This is a genomic window from Ferrovibrio sp. (assembly GCF_017994015.1).
Lineage (GTDB): Bacteria > Pseudomonadota > Alphaproteobacteria > Ferrovibrionales > Ferrovibrionaceae > Ferrovibrio.
In genome coordinates this window covers 268151-288450 of the sequence record NZ_JAGOLP010000001.1, presented here as the reverse complement: position 1 = coordinate 288450, position 20300 = coordinate 268151, and the positions used below count along the sequence as shown (strand labels likewise).

The window sequence follows — 20300 nt, the reverse complement described above, 5'->3', positions numbered from 1 at the left end:
GCGTCGGATAGGATGCCGACCCGATGGAAAACGCCAAGGAAAAATTCCTCGCGACGCTGAATTCCAGCACGTCGCGGGTTTATGCCACGCTGCTGTTCACGCGCGCGCTGGCCGCTGCGCCGCCGCTGGAGGATGGCGCAGAACGCCAGCCGCTCTTTGCCAATGCGCGGCTCAACCGCTGTTTTGTGGTCAAGGAAACCACCACGCGGGTATCGGATTTTTCACTCGGCAACTACACCGAAACAAAGCTGGTGATACCCTATAACGTGGATGCGCTGGGCGAAGGCGGCATCTCGTATTTGCCGCGGATGCGCGGCGGCTGGCGTGCCTTGCAGGATGCCGGCCTGCTCAGCGAAACGCTTGACGATCCGCGCCGCCAGCGCGACCAGACCATCATCGATGCCTTCTGCTCGATCCCGTCCTATGCGCCGTTTCTGGTCAAGGACCGATTGCAGAGCAAGGGCATTGTGGCCGATGAAGCCTATTTCGCCATCACGCCGCAGGAATACGAGGCGGTGCGCGCCTTCATCAATCAGCGTTTTGACAAGATGGTGCAGACACTGATCCCGCCCACGGCGCCGGATCGTGCCGCACGGGTTGAGAAACTGGTGCACAAGCTGTGGTTCCTGGATGACATGGAAGCCTTGCGCGATATCGCCAAGGCCTTTGCCATCCCGCCCGACAAGACCTTTGAGGTTTTTTATGGCTGGAAGGGCATCTCGTATTTTGAATACGAATATGTGCGCATCAAACAGCGGCTGATGGATCTGGTCACCTGGCTGGCCGGCGAAAGCGAGCCGGTGGATTATGTCGCCCGGGAAAACCGCAAGGATTATGATGCCGACCGCGATGCGGTGGCCAAGGGCATGGTCTATGCCACGCGCATCATCCACAGCCTGTTGCAGCAATATAACGACAGTTTCGACAAGCTGTTTGTGCATCAGACCGGCTCGGCCGATTTTGTTAATTTCCTGCTCAGCGCCAATGAGAAATTCTGGCAGCTTGGCGAGAATATCTCGAAGATCGACCATGCGTTGAGTGTGATCGACAGTTATATCGACCGGCTCAAGACGCGGCGGTTCCAGTTTGTGCATCTGAGCGAAATCCTGGCGGCGCAGAAAGCCGTGTTCGCGATGCCGGAGCGCCGCGCCGAGGAGGATGGTGCTGGCGATGGTGACAGCGGATTCATCACCGGGTAGAAAACCGCATACAGATAAAGCGGCTGGGGCCGGAATGCGGGAGCGGGCGGCATGACAATACTGGTGGCGGGTGGCGGCATTGGCGGCCTGGCGGCAGCTTTGGCTCTGGCACGTCAGGGGCTGCAAGTCACGGTGCTGGAACAGGCCGGCAATCTCGGCGAGATCGGCGCCGGCATCCAGATCGGCCCCAATGCCTTCCATGCGCTGGACCGCCTCGGCGTCGGCGCCCTGGCGCGCGACAAGGCAGTGTATGTTGACGGCCTGGTGCTGATGGATGCGGTGTCAGACCAGCGTATCTGCACCATTCCGCTGGAGGCGCCGTTCCGCCAGCATTTCCGCAATCCCTATGCCGTGATCCACCGCGCTGATCTGCATGGCGTTTTGCTGCAAGGCTGCCGCGCCGATCCGCGGGTTGCCCTGCGCACTGCTGCCCGCGTGGTGGATTACGCCCATGAAACCACAGGCGTGGTGGCCTTGCTTGAGAATGGCGAAAGGCTGCCAGGCCAGGCGCTGATCGGCGCCGACGGCCTGCGCTCGGCGGTGCGCGCCCGGCTGGTGGGCGATGGCGAACCGCGCGTTTCCGGCCACACCACCTATCGTTCGGTGATTCCCACCGAGCAGATGCCGGAAGAATTGCGCTGGAATGCCGCCACGCTATGGGCCGGGCCGAAATGCCATATCGTGCATTACCCGCTGCAAGGCTGGAAAGTGTTCAACCTGGTGGCCACGGTGCATACCGATGCCAGCGAAGCCGTGGCCGGCGAGCCGGTGCCGACTGAGCTGGTGCGAGCCAGCTTTGCCCATGTGGTGCCGCGCGCCCAGCGCATCATTCATGCCGCCGAAAGCTGGAAACGCTGGGTGCTGTGTGACCGCGAGCCGCAGGAAAACTGGGTTGATGGCCGCGTTGCGCTGCTGGGTGATGCCGCGCATCCGATGCTGCAATATATGGCCCAGGGCGCCTGCATGGCGCTGGAGGATGCAGTCTGCCTGGGTGAAACACTCGGCGCAGAACTGGACAATATTCCGGCGGCTTTGGCAGCCTATGCCGCCGCCCGGCTGCCGCGCACCACGCGGCTGCAACTGGCCTCGCGCGCCATGGGCGAATACGTCTATCACCCGGCCGGGGCGCAGCGCCTGGCGCGCAATGCCTGGCTCGGCGCCAAAAGCCCGGCGGATTTTTACACCAGCCTGGATTGGCTCTACGGTTTCGGCGCCAGCGGCGCCTGAGGCATGGCGGCGCCGAAACCGTTATGAACCCTGCCTTACGCCTTCGGTTTCACCATGAAGGCGTTGAAGCGGCGCAACGGATGGCTTTGCACCAGCAATTCCTTGCGCGCGGCGAATTGCCAATTGGGATGGAAGACCGGGATGAAGGCCTGTTCCTCGATCACCGCTTCCAGCACCTGGGCGGTCAGGACATTGCGCTTGTCCTTGTCCATCTCCACCGCCGCCTTCTGGATCAGCGCGTCGATCGCGGCATTGGAATGGCGCGTGCGGTTGGCGGTGCCGAAGCCGCGTGTCGCATCCACGGTATGGATCAGCGCGCGCGGCCCCACCAGGGCTTCCTCGGTGCCATACTGGGCGATGAAGGCCGAGTATTTCTGCGTGCTGGCCTGGCCGAAGAAAACCGTGCCGGGCACAGCCTCAATCGCCACCTGCAACCCCAGCCGGGTCCAGGTCTGGCCGATGGCCTGGGCGATGTCGCGGTCCTTCGGATAGCGGTCGCCGGTGGCATGCAGGGTGATCTTGAAGCCATCGGTATAGCCGGCCTCGGCCAGCAGCTTCTTGGCCAAATCGGGGTCGAAGGCCTGCGGTTTCAGTTTCTGGCTGGTGCCTTCAAAGCTGGAGGGCATGAATTGCGAGGCTGGCGTCACCGAGCCATCCATCAACCTGGTGGCAATCAGCTCGCGGTTGATCGCCAGCGACAGGGCGCGGCGCACCCGCTTGTCCTTCAGCGGATTGCCCTTGAGCGGCGGCTGGCCATCCTTGGCGCTGATGAACGGGCTGTCATCGCGGTCGCTGTCAAAGGCGATGTAATGCACCACCGAACTGGGGCCGCTATAGGTGCCGAAACGGGCATCGTCGCGCAGCCGCGGCAGATCGGCCGGCGGCACTTCGTCGATGGCATCAACCTGGCCCGAAAGCAGGTTGGCGATGCGGGTGGGATCGCTCTTGATCACCTTCTCCACCACCTTGCCCCAGACCGGCTTCGGCCCCCAGTAAGTCGGGCTGGCTTCCAGCAGCAGGCGGTCGCCATTGACCCATTCAGTGACCCGATATGGCCCGGTGCCGATACAGGCGCCCTTGCCGGCTTCGCCGCCCAGGTTGAAATCCGCCGTGCTGGCCTTGGCCAAAGCCGCCGGGATGATGAACACGCGGGCCAGGTCGCCCGGCAGGGTCGGGTTCGGCTCCTTGGTGTGGCAGCGGATCAGATGCGGGTTCACCACTTCGATCCGGTCGATGGATTTGGTGAACTGGCTGAACAGATTCGGGCTGTTCGGCACATGCGGCACGCGCTCATAGGTCGCCACCACATCGGCGGCGGTGAAGGCGGCGCCGTTATGGAAGCTCACGCCCTTGCGCAGCTCGATCTCCCAGATCAATTCGCTGACCAGTTTGTAGCCGGTGGCCAAAGCCGGGCGGGCGACAAAACGCTCATCCAGTTCAAACAGCGCATCGAAGATCAGGATGTGGCTGGAAGCCTGCGGAAAGCCGTTGAAAAAATGCGGGTCGAGGGTGTTCAGCTCCAGCTTGGTGCCCAGCGTCAGCGTGCCGGCCACCACGGTGGCGCCGGCCTGCGCCCGGGCGCCACCCGGCAAAGCCGCCAAGGCGCCGAGCGCCATGCCGCTGGTAATCAGGTTGCGCCGGTTGATGTGAAACATTGCCCTCTCCATGATTGCCCCCGCAGTAACTGCTTCGTTAGTATGAGAACAATCGTCGCCCCGCTGTCAAATGGTAGCCTGATATGAACAAGCTCTATCGCGTCGCTTTCGGCGGCTTCATGCTGGAAAGCAACAATAATGCGCCGATCGCCACCGAGGCCGAATTCCGCGATGCGGTGCTGCTGGAAGGCGCCGATCTGCTGGCCGATATCGCCAAGCCGGCACCGGCCAGCCCGCCCACCGTCACCGGTTTCACCCAGGCGATGGATGCGCTCGGATCGTGGCAGAAACTGCCGCTGATCCTCGGCGCGGTGGGCGCTTCCGGCCCGGTGGAGCAGGGTTTTTACGACTGGTTTGTTGCCCGCCTGGTGCAGCATCTGCGCGATCATATCGCTGCCGGCGGCCCGCTGGATGCGGTTTTCCTGTCACAGCATGGCGCCGCCATTGCCACGGTGGATGTTGATCCCGATGCCACGTTGTTTCGCGCCGTGCGCGAGGTAATCGGCCCGGATGTGCCGCTGATCTGCACGCTCGATCTGCATGCCAATCTCAGCGCCGACATGGTGGCGCTGACCGATGCGCTGATCAGCTATCGCTGCAATCCGCATACCGATATGGCCGAGCGCGGCGCCGATTGCGCGCGCCACCTGCATCGTATGCTGGCCGGCGAGCGGCCCTTCAACGGCTATCAGAAACTGCCCTTCATCCCGCCTTCCACCTCGCAGAATACCAAGGCCGGGCCCTATGCCGATGTGATCGCCTATGGCCAGACATTCGTGGATGGCCAGGAGGTGTGGGACGTATCGATCAATTCCGGCTTTTCGCTGGGCGACACGCCAAAGAATGGCACATCGGTGGTGGTGACCGCTGCCAGCCAGGAACGCGCCGATGCCGTGGCGCGCGATGTGGCGGCACATGTCTGGAGCCAGCGCCAGCGGTTTGTCGCCAAACTGACCTCGATTGCCGATTGCACCCGGAAGGCGCTGGCGGTGGCGGCCGATCCGGGCTTGCCTTCGCTGCTGTTTGCCGATGTGGCGGATAATCCGGGCGGCGGCGGTGGCGGCAACACGGCCTATATCCTGGAAGCGTTTCACAAGGCCGGCGTCAGCGGCTGCGCCATCGGGCCGTTCTTCGATCCGGAACTGGCCGCCGAGGCGCATCAATTGGGCGAAGGCGTGCAATTTCCCGCCACCTTCAACCGCAAACCCAGCACCAGTTTTTCCGGCACAGTGACGCTGCCGGCGCGTGTGCTGCGGCTGAGTGACGGCCTGTTTGTCGGCCGGCGCGGCATGGCGGCCGGGCGGCAGATGGATATGGGCAAGGCGGCGGCCATCGCCGTGGATGGCATCATCGTGGTGGTCACCACCTATCGCCATCAGGCGCTGGACCCGATGTTCTTTGAAAGCCTGGGAATCGATCTGCGCGCCCTGCGTTCGCTGGTGGTGAAATCGCGCGGCCATTTCCGCGCCGGCTTCGATGATCTGTTCAGCGATGACCGCATCATCGAAGTCGATGCGCCCGGTCTCACCACGCCGATGTTGCAGCGCGTGCCGTGGAAAAATGTGCCGCGCCCGATCTTCCCGCTTGATCCCGAGCTGGATTGGGCGCCGGCCTGAGGCAAAGATAAAAAAACACCAACCGAGGAAACGCCAATGAAGCGCCCGAACCTGGCCCTGCTGTTATCCGGGCTGCTGCTTGCCGGCTGCGCCGGCAGCCTGCCCGGCCCCGACACCGCCCTGGAAGCGGCGCCTGTGGCGCAAAACTGCCCGGATGCCGCACCGGCCGGCACGCGCTGCCTGGCTGGCCAGGATCGGGCGGGGGCGTTTTATCTGATTGCGATCCCGGCGGATTGGAATGGCCATCTGGTGCTGCATGCCCATGGCGGGCCGGAACTCGGCGCGCCATCGATGAAGCGCACCGAAGAGGATTTCAAACGCTGGTCGATCACCGTGCGTGCCGGCTATGCCTGGGCCGGTTCCAGCTTCCGCCAGGGCGGCGTGGCTTTGCGCGCCGCTGCCGAGGATACCGAGCGGCTGAACCGGATTTTCCGGCGTCATGTTGCCGTACCCAAGCGCACCATCCTGCATGGGCAATCCTGGGGCGCCGGGGTGGCGGCTATGGGCGCCGAGATGTATGGCCGCGCCTATGACGGCGTGCTGCTCACCAGCGGCGTGCTGGCCGGCGGCACGCGTTCCTACGATTTCCGCCTCGATCTGCGTGTTGTCTACCAGTATCTGTGCAACAACCACCCGGCACCGAATGAGCCGGCTTATCCGCTCTGGCAGGGCCTGCCGGAAGGCGCGGCGCTGACCCGGCCGGAACTGACCCGGCGGGTCAATGACTGCCTCGGCCTCGACAAGCCGGCGGCGCAGCGCAGCCCCGAGCAACAGGCGAAGGTGAAAACCATCGCCGATGTCATCAAGATTCCGGAGCGGTCGATCCAGGGCCATCTGGCCTGGGCCACCTGGCATTTCCAGGATATCGCCCAGAAGCGCACCGCCGGCCGCAGCGCCTTCGGCAATAGCGGCGTGCGGTATGCCGGCTCGGCCGATGATGCAAGCCTGAATGCAGGGGTGCTGCGCTATCGCGCCGATCCCCAGGCGGTGGCCAGCTTCGGCGCCGATACCGATCCCAGCGGCCGTATCCGGCTGCCGGTCGTGACGGTGAAGGGCCTGAACGACCCGACGGCGTTTGTGGAGCTGGATGCGTATTTCCGCAGCACGATGGAACGCGCCGGCCAGGGCGGCAATCTGGTGCAGAGCTTCACCGAGCATGCCGATCACAGCTATCTGGCTGATCCGGTCTATCCGGCGCTGTTTGCCGCCCTGCTGGGCTGGATCGAAACCGGCACCAAACCCAATCCGGCCGGCATTGCCGCAGCCTGCCAGGCGCTGGAAGCGCGCTACGGCAATGCGCCCTGCCGCTTCCGGGTGGCGTATACGCCGCCGGCCCTGGAAACCCGTGTGCCGCCGCGTGACCGACCCTGATTCTGCTTTTGATGTGATTGTGCTCGGCGCCGGCGGCGCCGGGCTGATGTGTGCCGGCGTGGCCGGCCAGCGCGGCCTGCGTGTGCTGCTGCTGGATCATGCGACAAGCCCGGGCGAGAAAATCCGCATTTCCGGCGGCGGGCGCTGCAATTTCACCAATCTGAATGCCGCGCCGGGGCATTTCATCTCGGCCAATCCGCATTTCTGCACCTCGGCTCTGCGCCGCTACACGCCGCAGGATTTCATCGCCCTGGTGGAAGCGCATGGCATTGCCTGGCATGAAAAAACCCTGGGCCAACTATTCTGCGACGGCTCGGCCAGGCAGATCGTCGCCATGTTGCTGGCGGAATGTGAGAAGGGCGGCGTGGTGCTGCGCCTGGGCGAGAGCATTGCCGCCGTGGCGCATGATGGCGCGGGTTATCAGGTCAGCACGGATCAAGGCCACTATACGGCGCCGCAATTGGTGGTGGCCACCGGCGGGCTTTCGATTCCCAAGCTTGGCGCCAGTGGCCTGGGTTATCGCATCGCTGCGCAATTCGGCCTCAATCTGGTGCCCACCCGCGCCGGGCTGGTGCCGCTCACTTTCGCGCCTGAGGAACTGGAGCCTTTGCGCGCCCTGGCCGGCCTGGCGGTACCGGATAGTGTTCTGAGCTGCGCCAAGACGCGGTTCCGCGAAGCCCTGCTCTTCACCCATCGCGGCCTCAGCGGTCCGGCAGTGTTGCAGATTTCATCCTATTGGCGCGAGGGCGCGGCGATCGAGGCCGATCTGGCGCCAGAGCAGGATGTGCTGGCGGAGCTGAAACAGGCGCGGCGTGAAACGCCGAAACAGGAATTGGCCACGGCTATCGGGCAATGGCTGCCGCGCCGCCTGGCTTTGTTCCGCGCCGGCGATGATGGCACCATGCGGCTGGCTGATCTCAGCGATGCGCGGCTGCGCCAGGCCGCCAACACGCTGAAACAATGGCGCCTGCTGCCGGCCGGGCATGAGGGCTATCGCACGGCGGAAGTGACGCTCGGCGGCGTCGACACCGCCGGGCTGTCATCCCAGAGCATGATGGCGCGCGCCGTGCCGGGGCTTTATTGTATCGGCGAGGTGGTGGATGTCACCGGCCATCTCGGCGGCTTCAATTTTCAATGGGCCTGGGCATCCGGCCAGGCGGCGGGCCGGGCCTTGCAGCGCCGTCAATAGGCCGGGCGGATCGGGCTGTATTCCACCATCACATCGGCGCCTGGCGGCAGCAGGGCATGCGGCTCGGGCGCGGGCGCATTGGCTGCGGCGCCGGGGCTGTGAAACACCTGCACGATCATCACACATTCCACCTTGTCGCCGCCGCGGGTCAGCGGCATCACCACACTTTCGGATATCACCGGCGGCTGATGTGGTTGCAGGAACTTGGTCTGTACATGCAGCGGCATGCGGCGCGCCACCAGGTCGCGGGCGATTTCATACATATGGTCGATATAGCCGGCCGGGGTGATACGCGCCGCATGATCCACATCCAGCCCTTCGGGCGGCAGGCGGAACCAGCGTTTGATCTCGGTGCCGGCCAGCAGGTAATGGCCATGGTCAAAATCGGCATCACTCATCTCGGCGATCAGCAGATGCGGCAGGATGTCATGCGGAATCGTCTCCGCATCGATATGCAGGAAATCCGGCAAGGCCTCGTCATGCGCTTTCGGCAGGCTGAGCCAGTAGAGCAGGGCTGCATGCAGTACCGGATTGGCATGCAGGTTGCCGGTTGGCATCGTCAGGCTGGCGGTCGGCATGGTGGACTCCGGGAAGGGCAGGAATGAAGGCGCTGTTTATGCGGCTGTTATGTCGCTGGTCAGCGCATCTGGCATTGATCTGGCGCAAAGCACCCGTGAGGCGCCGTTTTTGAACTTATAGGCTCACTGGCCGCCGATTTTGGCCACCATGCGTTCAAAGCTCTGGCGCAGGGCGCGGCCGGTCTGGCCGCCATCACCGCGGATACGATTGCGCGCCACGATGATAAGCGCATCTGCATGGGCGCGGGCGATTTTAAGTTCAACTTCGGTAAGCTGGATTTTGTCGCGCAGCAGCCGCGCCAGCGAACCGGCGAATTCGGAAAGCAGTGGATAGCCGAAGCTGGCGCCCTGGCCCTTGAAGTCATGCGCGGCGCGAAATGCCTTGGGCAGGCGGTCAGGGTCAAGCTGGCCGGCTTCGATCTGCGACAGCAGCGTGGCCAACTGCGTGACGGCCGGCAGCAAATCGCGCTCGTATTGTTCCTTCAGGGCGCGTATTTCCTGTTCCGCCTTGCGCAACCGCTCCAGCTTTATCGCCTGCTGTGCAGTGTCGCCCCCGTCTTTGCCAGGGAGCATGCCCTGGTTATCGCCGTTTGGCGGCGCAGATGCCGCAGACCGTGCCTTGCGCTCGATCATCGCCCGGATGCCGGCCTCAACCCGCTCTGGGGATACCGGCTTGACGATGAAATCATCCACCCCGGTATCGCGTGCTTCCAGCACCAGCCCGCGATGCGAATGGGCCGTCACCATCAGGATCGGTAGGCGCTTCAGGACCGGGTTGCTGTCGGAGCGGATCATGTGCACCAGATCCAGCCCGGTGATCGGTTCCATCTCATAATCGGTGATCAGGATATCGGGATGAATCACGCGGATGTCGTTCATGCCCTCTTCGACATTCTGGAATACCCGGATTCTGTGAATACCGATGGAACGGCAGATGGTGCGCATCAGGTTCAGCATGGTGCGGTTGTCGTCCACCACCACGATATCGATCTGCTCCAGCGATGCCGGCTGCCGGTTCATGGCCGGCGCGCTCCCGGTTCGATACTGGCTTCCAGCGAGTTAAGCTGTTCCAGCAGCAGGCTCAATTCGGCGGCGTGATCCTGGGTCAAGGCATCATCTGCCGGCCCATCCTGGCTGCCGACCAGCGGGCCAAGGGCCTCAGCGCCATCGCCGCATTGCCGGGCAATCGAGGCGCTGAGTTTATGCGGATCGATCGGCTTGCTGACATAGTCGTTCATGCCGGAATCGAGATAGGCCTGGCGCTGATCGGTAAAGGCATTGGCGGTCAGCGCGATGATCGGGATATCAGCCTTTTCATTTCCCAGGGCGCGGATCTGACGTGCCGCCGTTGGCCCGTCCATTTCCGGCATCTCCACATCCATCAACACCAGATCGAATCTGCCGCTGCGCACCGCCTGAACGGCTTCGATCCCATTATTCACAATGGTGCAATGATGACCGCCGCCTTCCAGCAGCAGGCGCGTCACCATCTGGTTGGTGGCGTTGTCTTCCGCCACCAGGATGTTGAGATTGCGGTTCAGGGTGGGCAACTCGGCTGTCGCGTGGTGATGGCTGGTTTCGCCTTCCACGGACAAAGCCGGGTCGCACAGGATGCTGAAGCTGAAACTGGCACCTTGCCCGCTGGCGCTGTTCACCTGGATGTTGCCGCCCATCTTCTCCACCAGGCTTTTGCAGATGGCTAGACCAAGGCCGGTGCCGCCATATTTGCGTGTGGTGGAGGCATCGCCCTGGCTGAAACGCCGGAACAGGCGGGCCTGTATCTCTTCGGTGATGCCGATGCCGGTATCGGTCACACTGCAATGTAATGCGACGCGGCCTTGCGCTGCCGGCCTGGCATCGGCGCGGATATCAATGCGGCCATGTTCGGTGAATTTGATGGCATTGCCGATCAGATTGACCAGGATCTGACGCAGGCGGAAGGTATCGGCGCGCAGCCAGCGCAGGCTATCGGCCGGTATGCTGCGTTCAATCTGGTTGCCGCGCTGCAAGGCGCGCGGTGTCATCATCGACACAACGCCTTCCAGCAGCGCGTCGAGATCAAAGTCTTCCGGGTCCGGCTCGAAGGCGCCGGTTTCCAGCTTGGAGAAGTCGAGGATGTTATTGACCACGCTTAACAGCAGGTCGGCCGATTGCTGCGCCGTGGCAACCCATTCTGCCTGCTGGCCGGAGAGCGGTGATTGCGACAATATCTGCAGCATGCCGGTGACGCCGTTAAGCGGCGTGCGGATTTCATGACTCATCACCGCCAGAAAATCCGACTTGGCCTTGTCTGAAGCAACCGCCTGGTTTTTTGCTTCTTCAAGCTGGCGCTGCCGCTCGCGCTCGCCGGTGATATCCTGCACCGTCAGCACTGTGCCGCCATTCGAGGTGCGCCGTTCGATGGTGCGCAACACCCGGCCATCCAGCAATGTCTGCTCAAAAGCTTCGCCCGGATTGAGATGCTGCTTCAGGCGCCACATCACCCAGGCAGTGGGGTTGAAGTCACGGTTACCCAGCTTGGCGGCTTGTGCTGCGAATTGCGTGATTTCCTCAAAACTGATGCCACGCCGCAGCACGGATTTCAGATGCGGAAAAGCCTCGATATAGCGCTGGTTCCACAATTGCAGGCAATCATCCGGATCGAACAGGGCAAAGCCCTCATTCATGGCATCGATGGCAAAGCCCAGGTTTTCGCGCGCGATGCGGCGCTCGGTAACATCCACGATGGTGCCCGCAGCCTGGCGCAGATGATCCGGCCCGCTTGCGAAACCACGGCCGATACCTTGCAGCCAGCGGGTTTCGCCGCTCCGCAGAACGATGCGGAATTCGATCTCGAATGGCTCGCCCAGCGTTATGCCGCGCAGGGCCGTTTTGACCAGGTTCAGGTCGTCCGGGTGGATCAGGCTGTGAAAGCCGGTGCCGCCAAAGAAGCCTTCAAATTCTGCATTGGTCTCGATCCCGATGATGCTGCGAAAACGGTCCGAAACCATGAATTTGTTGGTGGCGATATCCCAGCGCCACAAGCCGGCACCAGAAGCCTCAATCGCCAGATCAAGCTCGTTTCTGGCTTGTGTGAGGCGGCGCTCGCTCTCGCCTTTCAGCTTTTCATGCAGCTCCTGCAATTCTTCCGACACAAGCTGGCTGGCGCGCATTTCGCGCTCACGATCCGCATCGGCATCATGATAGGCGCTGCTCACCAGGCTGTAGAGCCGGTCAAGATCAAGCATACCGTCATGCGTCGCTTGCCGGATCTGTCGGCGCAGCAGGCCATGCACCGTATCAGGCATGATTCTCTTCGCCCAGAATGGTGATGGTCATGGTCTGGTTGTGCAACTCGCAGCGGCCGGTCAGCTTGTGCGGGGCAATTTCGCCATAGGAGTAGAAGCCGATCAGCGGCATGTCCGGCAGGATCGCCTTCACTTCCTCAGCCTCGTCCACCACACGCTGGCCCATCAGCAATTTGCGGCCGATACACGAGATCAGCAAGGCCAGCCGGTCGCCCTCAATGCCGGCGGCGCGCTGGCTGGCGGCCAATGCCGCCTGTTCCGCGCCGGCAACAAGCTGGTTGAAATTGCCGCGCATCAATTGCCCGGACCAACCCTGCGGCACGTCGCCGGCAAAGGTCATCGAGCCATTGGCTTCATCCACTTTCAACACAGTGCGCACCAGGCGTTCCCTGTCATGACCGGGCGGCGCGATGGTGAGCGGGAATAATAGCGCACTGCCGGGCAGGTTTTGTGCTTCAGGCCCAAGATAGGATTTGTAGAGCGGCAGCACCGGCTTGCCATCCAGCTCATACAACACGTTGCCCTCTGAGCGCGTGATGCTGCGGATCGGGCCAAAGGCATCCCAGCCGCCAAAGCTGCCATGGCCCAGCCGTATCGCCTTGCCGCGAAAGCCGATAGCGGCAATGCGGCCGGGCGCTGCCACTTCATTCAGGCCAACCCAGGTTTCGGCAAAATCGGCGCCATCACCAGCCAGGCCGCCGGTGATGATGATGTTTTTGCCCAGAACAGATTGCAGGCCGGCAATCAGCTCGCTGCCATTGATATGAGTGCCGTCGCTCAGCACAAACAGGCCGGCCAGATCGTCAGCCTCCAGCTGTTGCGCCAAGGCCTGGCCGGCCTCGAAGGACGAGCCGTTCGCCGGCAGCATAACCGAGCCGTGGCTCAGCGGTGTGTGATTAAAACGGATGGCGGCGGCGGCGATGGCGCCGTCATGCACTTCGTCATCCATGATCTCGCCGCCCGTGCTGCAACCCAGGATCAGGGCCGTGGGGCAGGTGGCGCGCAGGGCAGGATAGGGCTGATGCCGGGCCAATGCCGCGCGGCTGCCGAAATACAGCACCAAGCCCGCATCAGCCGGCAAGGCGGTCAGGTCGGGTGCTGTATTTGAATCAGGCTGCCACAGGGCGGTGGATACGCGCATGACCAACACATCCTCTCGGCCGGCGGGCTGCTCTCGCCTGCTGATTGATTACAGGCGGCCGCGATAACTGCACAAGGGGGGCTGGCGTTAGTTCTTGATAACCTTTGGAATATCGCCTGTTGTTGCAGCAATAATGACAGGGCGATACAGCCCTGGCGGCAGCAGTGGCAAAAGGCCTGTGGGCATTAAGAAGGGCGCCCGTTTAAATTGTTTGTTGCGGCAGTATATTCTGTAAAATACCGTATATAAAAAATTGCAGGGTTGATTGATGATTTTAAAACATCTTTTAGAGGGGCCTTTTGGTCGAATCCTGCTTTTGGCGCCGCGCCTGCTGGTGATCTTCCGCACATTCGCCCCACGCCTCCGTCTGGCGCTAATATGACTGTTCCGCTCTTATAAGCCGGGATTGGAGAGTTTCCACACCACGCCGGAAAATCAGCGGGTTCTGTGTGCCACAATCGCAACCATCACCGGCCATAGCCTAAGCGAGATCTTGCGCTATCGTGAGGAATTGTTGGCTGATGTGGATTTTCACCGCTATTGCCAGGAAGCCCTGGATGCCCACCACTGGCAGGCTTTGGTTGATCCGGAATACCGCTGGGGCCATCGCCTGGCACATTACCTGCTGATCCGGGCCACCAAGCCCGGTTTTGTTGTTGAGGCGGGCGTGCGCCACGGCTTTGGCGCCGCCATGATCTTGCGTGTGCTGGAGCGCGATGCGTTTCTCTGGCGGCTTTTTCCCGGCTATCGCGGTGAAGTGGTGCGCGGCGATTCCGAACAGGTGCTGGCTCAGTTGGAGCACAAGATCGACCTGTTCCTGCACGAAACCACCACCGATCCTGGCCATGTTGCCCGGCAGCTAGCCGCCCTGCAGCCGCACCTCACGGCGCGTTCGATCATCGCCGCCCCGTGGCACCTGCAAACATTTCTTGATTATGCCGAAAGCCAGGGGCTTGCCGTGATCACACATCATCTTACGCCGTTCGATCACTGGCTATCAGGCACCAACATGATGTTCCTGTTCCGGCAAAAATCGGCGCAGCAGATGCTGGGCGAGGCGGCCTGAGGCTGCCGGAGCCGGCCGTTCAGTTGCCGGTCTGGCAGCTCGAACCGATCAGGCCGGCAAAGCGCCGGCGATACTGGAAGGCCAGAATGCCGCTCAGCAGGATCAGGATGATTGCCAGCGGGATGCCGCCGGGATTGAGCACGAAGTGAAACAGCACGATCACGGCCAGCAAAGGCGCCAGCAGCGCCAGGCCCAAAGCCGGCGCCTTGTTGCTCAGCAGGCAGAAAGCCGCCACCAGTTCCACGCTTTTCATCAGCGGCCAGAAAAACCCGGTGGCTTTCAGCGCCGCCTCAAAGGCCAGCCCGGCATCCGAGGTGGGCGGATGGATGGCATGCTGGCCGGTGAAAATGAACCAAAAGCCATCCAGCGCCCCAGCCAGGAAAATCAGGCCGAGCAGCACACGCGGCAGGGCGGCGAAAAGGCGGGTCAGCATCGCGCAGCTTCCATCTATGTCAAAGGTTGATGGCCGGATAAATAGCTCGCCTGAAGATGGCTGCGCAAGAGGCTCGGCTCTGCCGCGAAAAAGCTGGTTATCGGCATATTCGGGCGCAGCGCCGTGCTGGCCGGCATGCAGGCCAAGGCGCGCAAAGGCAGACGCCAGTTGGAACGAGGCGTGAAGACTCGGCTGCCGGCCGGCTTTTAGATGTGGCTGGATTTCAGCTTTGGTTGTGATGAGCAATCGCGCTGGAATTGGTGGAGCCGAGGGGAATCGAACCCCTGACCTCCTCATTGCGAACGAGGCGCTCTCCCATCTGAGCTACGGCCCCAGCGCGATAGTCTGCGCACGGCGGCCTTGCAGCCAACCGGGCGGCATGCTTGTAGCCAAGCTTGGCGGCTTTGTCCACCGCCGGTTTGCGGAAAATGCAGGTCCGGCCCGGCGCCGGGCGCGGCATATGGTTGCCAGGGCTGGCGCCAGCCGGTATCACTCTGGCCTGAAATCACTGGCGCCACCACGGCGCCCGCAGCGCGAAGGAGCTTCGATGTATGCCTTTATCTGGCTGATCGACACCCTGATCAGCCTCTATATCTGGTTGCTGATCGCCTCTGCGATTCTGAGCTGGCTGGTCGCCTTCAACGTGATCAACACCCGCAACCGCTTTGTCTATCTGCTCGGCGATTTCCTCTACCGGGTGACCGAGCCGGCCTTGCGGCCGATCCGCCGCGTGATGCCCAATCTGGGTGGCCTGGATATCTCGCCGGTGCTGCTGATCCTGCTGCTGATGTTTGTGCAAAGGCTGCTGGTGCAGGATCTGGCGCGGGCCTTGCTCTGAGTGATTTGAACGCCAAGCCCTATGCCGAAATCGGCGGCGAATTGCGCCTGCTGGTGCGGCTGACGCCGAAGGCGCGGCGCGACGCCGTGCTGGGCCTCAAGCCGACCGCCAGCGGCGGTATGGAACTGGCGGTCAGCGTCACCGCCGTGCCGGAAAAGGGCAAGGCCAACACAGCCTTGCTCAAGCTGCTGGCCAAGCGGCTGGGCGTGGCGGCGGGGTTGTTGCGGCTGGCTGCCGGCGAGACCGACCGCCACAAGCAGGTGGCGCTGGCCGGCGCTGCGGCCGAATGGCGCCAGCGGCTGGATAGCTGGCTCGCCGCCGAGGCGATAATCCATGATGAAGGAAGCGTGACATGACAGCCACCCTGATCGAAGGCAAACCGATTGCCGCCGAAATCCGCGCCGAAGTGGCAGCGAAAGTGCCGCTGTTCCAGGCCCGCACCGGCCGCGTGCCGGGCCTCACCGTGGTGCTGGTGGGCGACGACCCGGCCAGTCAGGTCTATGTCCGCAACAAGGGTGTGCTGACTCGCGAAGCCGGCATGGTCTCAACCGAAATCAAGTTGCCGGCTGAAACCAGCCAGGCCGATCTGCTCGGCGTGGTGGCGCGGCTCAATGCCGATCCACTGGTGGATGGCATTCTGGTGCAGATGCCGTTGCCCGGCCATATCGACACCCAGCGCATCATCGAGGCGATTGATCCGGCCAAGGATGTGGATGGCCTGCATCCGGTCAATGCCGGCATGCTGGCCCAGGGTATGGAAGCCCTGGTGCCGTGCACGCCCAAAGGCTGCATGATCATGCTGGAAAAGGTCGGCGTGGCGCTGGCCGGCGCCAATGCGCTGGTAATCGGGCGCTCGATCCTGGTCGGCCGGCCGATGGCGGCTTTGCTGATCGGCGCCTCGGCCACGGTGACGGTGGCGCATTCGCGCAGCCGCGACCTGCCCGGGCTATGCGGTGCCGCCGATATCGTGGTGGCTGCCGTGGGCCGGCCCGAGATGGTACGCGGCGAATGGCTCAAGCGCGGCGCCGTGGTGATCGATGTCGGCATCAACCGCATCCCCCGGGAAGATGGCAAAACCCGGCTGGTCGGCGATGTGCATTTTGCTTCCGCCGTTGAAGTCGCCTCGGCTATCACCCCGGTGCCGGGCGGTGTCGGCCTGATGACCACCGCCTGCCTGCTCGGCAACACGCTCACCGCCGCCTGCCGCCGCCTCGGCATCACATTATAGCCCTGCCGCCACGGTAGCTGACGCCACGACAGGCTTCCGTTTCGGGTGAACCCGGCTAAGCTGGTGCGATGATGAAGCGCCTGCCGCCCCTGCTTGCCCTGGAAGCCTTCGATGCCGCCGCCCGCCATATGAGCTTCAAGGCGGCGGCGCAGGAACTGAACCTGACGCCCTCGGCGATCAGCCATCGCGTCAAGGCGCTGGAGCGCCATCTCGGCCAGCCGCTGTTCCGCCGCCTCAATCGTGAAATCCGCTTCACCGAAGCCGGCCAGGATTATTTTGGCAGCGTGCGACGTGCCTTCGACGAGGTGTCGCGCGCCTCGGCACGGATCCGGGCGCCGAGCCAGGGCGATGAATTGCGCGTTTCCGCCGTGCCGTTCATTGCCGCCAGCTGGCTGATCCCCAATCTGGAAAGTTTCCTCGACACCCAGCCCGGGCTGCGGCTCTATGTTGAATCGACCCAGCGGAATGCCGATTTTGCCCGCGACCCGGTGGATGCGGCGATCCGCTGGGGCCATGGCCGCTGGGCCGGCCTCAGCGCCACCCGGCTCACCGGCATCTCGGTAACGCCGGTAGCGGCGCCGCGCTTGTTGCAGGCGCGTGGCGCTGTGCGGCCTTTGGCGCGGCCGCGTGATCTGCGCGATCAGACGCTGATTCATCTCAGCTATCTGCCGGAAGCCTGGAACCGCTGGCTGGCGGCGGCCGGCGTGGCCGGATTGAAGCCGAAGCGCGAAATCTGGGTGGATAACATGCAGCAGGCGATTGATGCCGCCGAACGTGGCATCGGTGTCACGCTTGGCGTGGTGCCGCTGCTGGCGCCGCGCCTGGCCGAGAAGCGCCTGGTGATGCCGTTTGGCCTGGCGCTGTCGGAGAATTATGCCTATTGGTTTGTCTGCCGCCGCGCCGAAGCCGATCGGCCGCGCCTGAAAGCATTGCGCGACTGGCTGGTCAATCTGCTCGGCCAGGCCGATAGCCAGATGAAGCAGCTTCAGGCGAAGGGCGGCAATTAGCGTTTGCCGGGCAGCCGGTTTTTTCGCCAGTCTGTGGCGCATGAGCGATCCTGAAAGCATCACCCTCACCGCCGCCGATGGCCAGTTGCTGGCCGCCAGCCATTATGCCCCGGCGGCAATGGCGCCGCCGCTTGGCCTGGCCTTGCAGATCAATTCGGCCACCGCCGTGCCGCGCCGCTTTTATGATGCCTTTGCGCGCCACGCCGCCGGGCGCGGCTTTGCCGTGCTGAGTTATGATTATCGCGGCATCGGCCAGTCAAACAGCGGCCGGGCTGCGCAATACACCATGCTGGATTGGGCCGAACGGGATGCCGCCGCCGCGGGCGCTTGGCTCCAGCAAAACCATCCAGGCTGCCGGCTCTGCGTGATCGGGCATTCCTTCGGCGGCCAGATTCTCGGCCTCACGCCGCAGGCGGCGGATTATGCCGCAGCGTTGCTGGTGGCCAGCCAGAGCGGCCATTGGCGCCACTGGCCGGCGGGCTGGCCGCGGCTGCGCATGTTTCTGCTATGGCATCTGCTGATCCCGCTGCTCACCCGGCTTTATGGCCGGATGCCCGGCGCGCTGTTTGGCGGCGAGCCGCTGCCGCCGGGCGTGGCGCTGCAATGGGCGCGCTGGGGCCGCTCGCGGCATTATATTTCAGATGCCGCCGGCGCGCCGCTCAGGCCGTATAATCCCTTGCTCAAAGCGCCGCTTCTGTCGCTCAGCTTCAGCGATGATCCGATTGCCCCGAAAGCCGCCGTGGATGCGCTGCTCGGCTATTACCCGGCAGCGCGGATCGAACGCCGCCATATTGCCCCGGCCGATTGGGGCCTGCCGAAACTGGGGCATTTCGGCCTGTTTCACCGCGCCATGCCGGTACAGCATTGGGATGCCTTGCTGGATTGGCTCGCCAGCGCCGCCTTACCCGCCAGGTAATCGACTTGCGGCGCCCAAGCCGGCAGACTGGGCAGATAATCATGCCGGAGTGAACAATACCCGTCGCGCCCGAGATTGCCGCCCGCATCGAACAATTGCTGATCCATTCGCCGCTGGGCGACCGCCTCGGCCTCACGCTGGTGGAACTGGCGCCGGATCGGGTGGTGCTGGGCCTGCCGTTCCAGCCCGGCAATGTCACGGTGGGCGACATGGTGCATGGCGGCGCCATTGCCACGCTGATCGATGTGGCTGGCATGAGCGCGGCGATATCCAATGCGCCGGCGGAAAGCCAGAACCGCGCCGCCACGGCTTCGCTGGTGGTGAATTATCTCGGCCCCGCCAAGGGGGTGGAAATCCGCGCCGAGGCCCAGGTGCTGAAACGCGGCAAGGCGCTGGTGGTAAGCCGCATCACGGTGCGCGACATCGCCGGCAACATTGTGGCTGATGGCACTGTCACCAGCCGGCTGGGCTGAGCCGACGGTATTTTGGCAGCCGCAAAAGCTTTATACCGGCGCGATGGGAATCGGACTTCTGGCCAGCCTGGCGGCTGGCGCGCTTTGGGCGCTCACCTTCATCACGCCGGTGCTGCTGCCGGATTTTGGCGCGGCGGCAATCACCGCCAGCCGCTATCTGGTTTATGGCCTGCTCTCGGCCTTGCTGCTGGTGGGCCGGCCCTGGCGTGCCTTGCTGGCGCAGCATTGGCGCGGCCTGCTGCTGATGGCCTGGTTCGGCAATCTGTTCTGCGCCCTGCTGATGGTGGTGGCGGTGCAGCGCACCGGCGCGGCGCTTACCGCCCTGGTGCTGGGCTGCCTGCCGGTGACGGTGCCGCTTTCCGCCGTGCTGTTTGGCCACAAGCTTGGCCGCGCGCGGCTGCTGCGCCGGCTGGCGCCGGCCCTGCTGGCGATTCTCGGCGGCTTGCTGCTGCTGCAATGGCCGGCGCTGCAAAGAGGCCTGCATCCCGATCTCTGGGGTTTGGCTGCCGCCTTCGGCGCCTTGCTGAGCTGGAATCTCTATGCCCTGATCAATGCGCGCTATCTGGCACAGCATCCCGATCTGCCATTGCGCGACTGGGCCTCGCTGGTTGGCCTGGGCTGCCTGGCTTTGCTGCCCAGTCTGGCGCTGCTGCTGCCGTTTGAGCCGGCCTTGCCCAGCGCGCCGCAAGCCTGGCTCTGGCTGCTGGTTTGCGCCCTGCTCACCGGCCTCGGCTCGGCCTGGGGCGCCAACTGGGCCTGGAATCTGGCTTCCTCGCGCCTGCCGATGGCTTTGGCCGGTCAGCTCATGGTGTCGGAAACCCTGTTCGTGCTGCTGTTCAGCTTTCTCTATGAAGGTCGCGGGCCAAATGCGCTGGAGGCGGCCTCGATCCTGCTGGTGCTGGGCGGCGTGCTGTGGGGTGTGCGCGCCCTGCGCCCGGCACAGCCGGCGCAATAGAGCAAGCTGCGCCCGGCACAGCCGGCGCAATAGAGTAAGCTGCGCCCGGCACGGCCGGCGCAATAGAGTAAGCTGCGCCCGGCACGGCCGGCGCAATAGAGCTGGCGGCGCAGAAAAAGCC

At 63.6% G+C, this 20300-nt stretch carries 19 protein-coding genes and 1 tRNA gene; 13 read left to right on the top strand and 7 right to left on the bottom strand.

Annotated elements, in window-relative coordinates:
- Positions 1-23 precede the first annotated feature (23 nt).
- Positions 24-1199 carry a hypothetical protein gene (locus tag KBB36_RS01540; protein WP_290975875.1) on the top strand — a complete coding sequence of 392 codons (1176 nt, stop codon included), beginning with the start codon at positions 24-26 and terminating at the stop codon, positions 1197-1199.
- 51 nt (positions 1200-1250) lie between these two features.
- On the top strand, positions 1251-2426 hold the full coding sequence (locus KBB36_RS01535; protein WP_290975873.1) for a 3-hydroxybenzoate 6-monooxygenase: 1176 nt from the start codon (positions 1251-1253) through the stop codon (positions 2424-2426).
- A 35-nt stretch (positions 2427-2461) separates the two neighbouring features.
- On the opposite strand, the gene KBB36_RS01530 is transcribed toward KBB36_RS01535, so the two are convergent.
- The gene (locus KBB36_RS01530; RefSeq protein WP_290975870.1) at positions 2462-4081 is read right to left on the bottom strand and encodes an ABC transporter substrate-binding protein; all 1620 of its coding nucleotides are present in this window, start codon (positions 4079-4081) and stop codon (positions 2462-2464) included.
- An 83-nt stretch (positions 4082-4164) separates the two neighbouring features.
- On the opposite strand from KBB36_RS01530, the gene KBB36_RS01525 reads away from it, so the two are divergent.
- From KBB36_RS01525 to KBB36_RS01515, 3 genes are read left to right on the top strand one after another with little or no spacing between them, the layout of a single operon-like run.
- Positions 4165-5697 carry a M81 family metallopeptidase gene (locus KBB36_RS01525; protein WP_290975867.1) on the top strand — a complete coding sequence of 511 codons (1533 nt, stop codon included), beginning with the start codon at positions 4165-4167 and terminating at the stop codon, positions 5695-5697.
- Positions 5698-5733: 36 nt separating this feature from the next.
- A complete protein-coding gene (locus KBB36_RS01520) occupies positions 5734-7068 on the top strand; it encodes a hypothetical protein (RefSeq protein ID WP_290975865.1) in 1335 nt (444 codons plus the stop codon).
- Entirely contained in the window at positions 7055-8257 is a 1203-nt protein-coding gene (locus tag KBB36_RS01515) for an NAD(P)/FAD-dependent oxidoreductase (protein ID WP_290975863.1), read from the top strand. Before KBB36_RS01520 ends, KBB36_RS01515 begins: the two co-directional genes overlap by 14 nt.
- On the opposite strand, the gene KBB36_RS01510 is transcribed toward KBB36_RS01515, so the two are convergent.
- The 4 genes from KBB36_RS01510 to KBB36_RS01495 form a co-directional block, all read right to left on the bottom strand.
- Positions 8251-8835 (bottom strand): hypothetical protein, encoded by a 585-nt coding sequence (locus KBB36_RS01510; protein WP_290975861.1) that lies wholly within the window; start codon positions 8833-8835, stop codon positions 8251-8253. The two genes, KBB36_RS01515 and KBB36_RS01510, sit on opposite strands and share 7 nt — an antisense overlap.
- Before the next feature lie 123 nt (positions 8836-8958).
- Positions 8959-9855, bottom strand: coding sequence for a response regulator (locus tag KBB36_RS01505; protein WP_290975858.1), 897 nt, complete (start codon positions 9853-9855; stop codon positions 8959-8961).
- Positions 9852-12122 (bottom strand): ATP-binding protein, encoded by a 2271-nt coding sequence (locus tag KBB36_RS01500; protein ID WP_290975855.1) that lies wholly within the window; start codon positions 12120-12122, stop codon positions 9852-9854. The genes KBB36_RS01505 and KBB36_RS01500 overlap by 4 nt, the downstream gene beginning before the upstream one ends.
- The gene (locus tag KBB36_RS01495; RefSeq protein ID WP_290975852.1) at positions 12115-13263 is read right to left on the bottom strand and encodes an FIST N-terminal domain-containing protein; all 1149 of its coding nucleotides are present in this window, start codon (positions 13261-13263) and stop codon (positions 12115-12117) included. Before KBB36_RS01495 ends, KBB36_RS01500 begins: the two co-directional genes overlap by 8 nt.
- Before the next feature lie 514 nt (positions 13264-13777).
- On the opposite strand from KBB36_RS01495, the gene KBB36_RS01490 reads away from it, so the two are divergent.
- On the top strand, positions 13778-14329 hold the full coding sequence (locus tag KBB36_RS01490; RefSeq protein ID WP_290975849.1) for a hypothetical protein: 552 nt from the start codon (positions 13778-13780) through the stop codon (positions 14327-14329).
- 19 nt (positions 14330-14348) lie between these two features.
- On the opposite strand, the gene KBB36_RS01485 is transcribed toward KBB36_RS01490, so the two are convergent.
- Together KBB36_RS01485 and KBB36_RS01480 are read right to left on the bottom strand one after the other, a co-directional pair.
- Positions 14349-14762, bottom strand: coding sequence for a hypothetical protein (locus KBB36_RS01485; protein ID WP_290975846.1), 414 nt, complete (start codon positions 14760-14762; stop codon positions 14349-14351).
- Positions 14763-15020: 258 nt separating this feature from the next.
- Positions 15021-15096: transfer RNA gene (locus tag KBB36_RS01480), tRNA-Ala, on the bottom strand.
- Between the two features lie 213 nt (positions 15097-15309).
- On the opposite strand from KBB36_RS01480, the gene KBB36_RS01475 reads away from it, so the two are divergent.
- From KBB36_RS01475 to KBB36_RS01445, 7 genes are all read left to right on the top strand, one after another.
- A complete protein-coding gene (locus KBB36_RS01475; RefSeq protein WP_290975843.1) occupies positions 15310-15600 on the top strand; it encodes a YggT family protein in 291 nt (96 codons plus the stop codon).
- Positions 15601-15605: 5 nt separating this feature from the next.
- The gene (locus tag KBB36_RS01470; protein WP_290975841.1) at positions 15606-15956 is read left to right on the top strand and encodes a DUF167 family protein; all 351 of its coding nucleotides are present in this window, start codon (positions 15606-15608) and stop codon (positions 15954-15956) included.
- A complete protein-coding gene (folD, locus tag KBB36_RS01465; protein WP_290975839.1) occupies positions 15953-16828 on the top strand; it encodes a bifunctional methylenetetrahydrofolate dehydrogenase/methenyltetrahydrofolate cyclohydrolase FolD in 876 nt (291 codons plus the stop codon). The genes KBB36_RS01470 and folD overlap by 4 nt, the downstream gene beginning before the upstream one ends.
- Before the next feature lie 68 nt (positions 16829-16896).
- Entirely contained in the window at positions 16897-17835 is a 939-nt protein-coding gene (gene gcvA, locus KBB36_RS01460; RefSeq protein ID WP_290975836.1) for a transcriptional regulator GcvA, read from the top strand.
- Positions 17836-17875: 40 nt separating this feature from the next.
- The gene (locus tag KBB36_RS01455; protein ID WP_290975833.1) at positions 17876-18751 is read left to right on the top strand and encodes an alpha/beta fold hydrolase; all 876 of its coding nucleotides are present in this window, start codon (positions 17876-17878) and stop codon (positions 18749-18751) included.
- Positions 18752-18846: 95 nt separating this feature from the next.
- Positions 18847-19224 carry a PaaI family thioesterase gene (locus KBB36_RS01450; RefSeq protein WP_290975830.1) on the top strand — a complete coding sequence of 126 codons (378 nt, stop codon included), beginning with the start codon at positions 18847-18849 and terminating at the stop codon, positions 19222-19224.
- Positions 19225-19267: 43 nt separating this feature from the next.
- Entirely contained in the window at positions 19268-20179 is a 912-nt protein-coding gene (locus KBB36_RS01445) for a DMT family transporter (protein WP_290975827.1), read from the top strand.
- Positions 20180-20300: the final 121 nt, after the last annotated feature.

Coding starts and splice junctions, on each gene's coding strand:
- folD (WP_290975839.1), top strand. CDS start 15,953: ATGACAGCCACCCTGATCGAAGGCAAACCGATTGCCGCCGAAATCCGC.
- KBB36_RS01475 (WP_290975843.1), top strand. CDS start 15,310: ATGTATGCCTTTATCTGGCTGATCGACACCCTGATCAGCCTCTATATC.
- KBB36_RS01535 (WP_290975873.1), top strand. CDS start 1,251: ATGACAATACTGGTGGCGGGTGGCGGCATTGGCGGCCTGGCGGCAGCT.
- KBB36_RS01455 (WP_290975833.1), top strand. CDS start 17,876: ATGAGCGATCCTGAAAGCATCACCCTCACCGCCGCCGATGGCCAGTTG.
- gcvA (WP_290975836.1), top strand. CDS start 16,897: ATGATGAAGCGCCTGCCGCCCCTGCTTGCCCTGGAAGCCTTCGATGCC.
- KBB36_RS01520 (WP_290975865.1), top strand. CDS start 5,734: ATGAAGCGCCCGAACCTGGCCCTGCTGTTATCCGGGCTGCTGCTTGCC.
- KBB36_RS01510 (WP_290975861.1), bottom strand. CDS start 8,835: ATGCCGACCGCCAGCCTGACGATGCCAACCGGCAACCTGCATGCCAAT.
- KBB36_RS01495 (WP_290975852.1), bottom strand. CDS start 13,263: ATGCGCGTATCCACCGCCCTGTGGCAGCCTGATTCAAATACAGCACCC.
- KBB36_RS01540 (WP_290975875.1), top strand. CDS start 24: ATGGAAAACGCCAAGGAAAAATTCCTCGCGACGCTGAATTCCAGCACG.
- KBB36_RS01485 (WP_290975846.1), bottom strand. CDS start 14,762: ATGCTGACCCGCCTTTTCGCCGCCCTGCCGCGTGTGCTGCTCGGCCTG.
- KBB36_RS01525 (WP_290975867.1), top strand. CDS start 4,165: ATGAACAAGCTCTATCGCGTCGCTTTCGGCGGCTTCATGCTGGAAAGC.
- KBB36_RS01445 (WP_290975827.1), top strand. CDS start 19,268: ATGGGAATCGGACTTCTGGCCAGCCTGGCGGCTGGCGCGCTTTGGGCG.
- KBB36_RS01500 (WP_290975855.1), bottom strand. CDS start 12,122: ATGCCTGATACGGTGCATGGCCTGCTGCGCCGACAGATCCGGCAAGCG.
- KBB36_RS01505 (WP_290975858.1), bottom strand. CDS start 9,855: ATGAACCGGCAGCCGGCATCGCTGGAGCAGATCGATATCGTGGTGGTG.
- KBB36_RS01530 (WP_290975870.1), bottom strand. CDS start 4,081: ATGTTTCACATCAACCGGCGCAACCTGATTACCAGCGGCATGGCGCTC.